1 protein-coding gene is annotated in these 2,391 nt (G+C 43.3%); it reads left to right on the top strand.

From position 1 onward, the window contains the following. Positions 1-611: 611 nt before the first annotated feature. Positions 612-2,273 (top strand): group II intron reverse transcriptase/maturase, encoded by a 1,662-nt coding sequence (ltrA, locus tag DW189_RS14165; RefSeq protein WP_004319152.1) that lies wholly within the window; start codon positions 612-614, stop codon positions 2,271-2,273. Positions 2,274-2,391 lie beyond the last annotated feature (118 nt).

Here is a 2,391-nt window from a genome sequence, read left to right as displayed (position 1 = left end):
GGAGTGGGTGCGATACGTCGCTGTGTAAGTAATTGTTAAACTTAGATTTAACCCGTTGTTTCGTCAACGGTAGCCTATGGACAGATGCACCAATAGTAATATACTGTATCAAAGCTGTCCAGACAAGGTAGCCCTTCCGAAAGGAGCAGTCAGAACCGTGAGGGAAAGACAATGGCTGTTAGTATCATACAGTCAGGGAGCTTGGCTTGGGTGGTATGGTTAGCGTAAGCGAACTGTCGTCTAAACGTCGTAAGGTTGAAGAAGCCAAAGATACTGATAGGCTTCAGCCCAAAAGGGAAGCAGTCGGTTATTCCTCTCCATTCTGGGAATACACGAACAGAGTACTGCCGGTGTAATAGACAGAACCTAACCCACTTATAAGTTACTTGCACGGAACGTAGTAAGCCCGTATTTCTCCTGCCAATGACAGGTAAGCAGACCGTAAGGAATGCCGAATGGAGTGCGGGTATAGGATTGCAGAAAAAGCGAATGCCACCCTGTAATGGGGTGAATAGGGATTGAAACATCATCCCGCTGCGAAAGCAGGCTGACTTCTGCGGTAGGTGATTCTTTACAAGAAACTTTTAGAACTTTTAAAAGGAGAAAAGCAAATGAACGAAATTAAAAAATCGTGTGCATCGACTGACCAAACGCAGAGCAAATGGGACAGTATAAATTGGCTCAAATGCGAAGCTGCGGTTCAAAAGCTACAAGCGCGTATTGTAAAGGCTCAAAAAGAGGGTCGCCACAACAAGGTCAAAGCCTTGCAGTGGACACTGACCCACTCGTTTTACGCTAAAGCATTAGCGGTAAGACGTGTAACTTCCAATAATGGGAGTAAAACGGCTGGCGTCGATATGGTAACATGGAAAACGCCAGATGCTAAAGTGTGTGCAATAACCGAACTGAAAAGGAGAGGTTATACACCCCAACCTCTGAGACGAGTACATATCAGAAAGAGTAACGGGAAATTAAGACCATTGGGTATACCAACTATGAAAGACCGGGCTATGCAGGCATTGTATCTGATGGCACTGGCTCCCGTAGCTGAAACAACGGCTGATGCCAATTCTTATGGTTTCAGAAAAGAAAGGAGCACGGCAGATGCCGTTCAACAATGCTTCAATGACCTGGCAAGGACGACATCCCCACAATGGATCTTAGAAGGTGATATCAAAGGTTGTTTCGACCATATCAGTCATGAATGGTTGCTTGACAATATCCCTATGGATAAAGTTTTGCTCCGTAAATGGTTGAAAAGTGGATTTATTTTCAACAAGCAACTTTTTCCGACAGAGGAGGGAACTCCTCAAGGCGGCATCATCTCCCCAACTCTTGCAAATATGACTTTGGACGGACTGGAAAAACTGCTTGCCGATAGCTTTCCGATAAACCGCTCGAAGAAAAATTACTATACTCCTATGATAAATCTTGTTCGCTACGCGGATGATTTTATTATCACAGGAGAGAGTAAGGAGTTGTTGGAGAACCATGTTAAACCATTAGTCATTGAGTTTCTTCAAGCAAGAGGGCTTACCTTATCAGAAGAAAAGACTAAGATAACTCATATAGAAGAAGGGTTTGATTTTCTTGGGTTCAATATCAGAAAATATAAAGGCAAGTTTATCACAAAACCATCCAAGAAGAGTCGAAAGAGATTTTTAGATAAGGTTCGTGAAATAGTGGACAAGAACAAGTCTTCTAAGCAACAATCTTTGATACGATTGCTAAACCCAGTCATTAGAGGATGGGCGAACTACTACAAGGGGTGTTCTGCATCGGAAACTTTCCGTAAAACAGATGCACAAATTTTCAACAAACTATGGCGATGGTCTCGCAGAAGACATCCCAAAAAAGGTAAACGATGGATTGCCAACAAGTATTATCACACTGTAAGAGGTAGAAGCTGGACTTTTGCCGTACCGCTTGAAAACAGGAAAGTGGATAAATACCACACTCTTGTGAGATTGTCGGATACGAAAATAAAGCGACATATCAAAATCCGCAGTGAGGCCAACCCATATGATGCCGATTGGAAAGATTTCTTCGATCAATACAAGACCCGAAGAATGCTTGCACACTTAGACGGCAAGCAATATATCTATCGCCTGTGGAATCAGCAAATGCAATGTTGCCCTGTGTGTGGCAAGCACATCACACGGGAAACTCCCTGGAAAATTACTGAAATGACAGGGAGCAGTAGAAAGGCGAAAGTCCTAATACATGATCATTGCAGCCGAATTACTAACAGAAATAAATGGAAGTTACTATGAGCCGGCTTTTAGTTACAAATAAAAGTTTTGAATTGCTTGAGCCGTATGAGGGGAAACTCTCACGTACGGTTCTTAGAGGGGAAAGCTCCCGTAAGGGGGCTGACCTACTCGACATCGA

This window comes from Alistipes sp. AM16-43, from assembly GCF_003435745.1.
GTDB lineage: Bacteria > Bacteroidota > Bacteroidia > Bacteroidales > Rikenellaceae > Alistipes > Alistipes onderdonkii.
The sequence above is the reverse complement of the archived record's forward strand: the minus strand, read 5'-3'. Positions and strand labels throughout refer to the sequence as shown.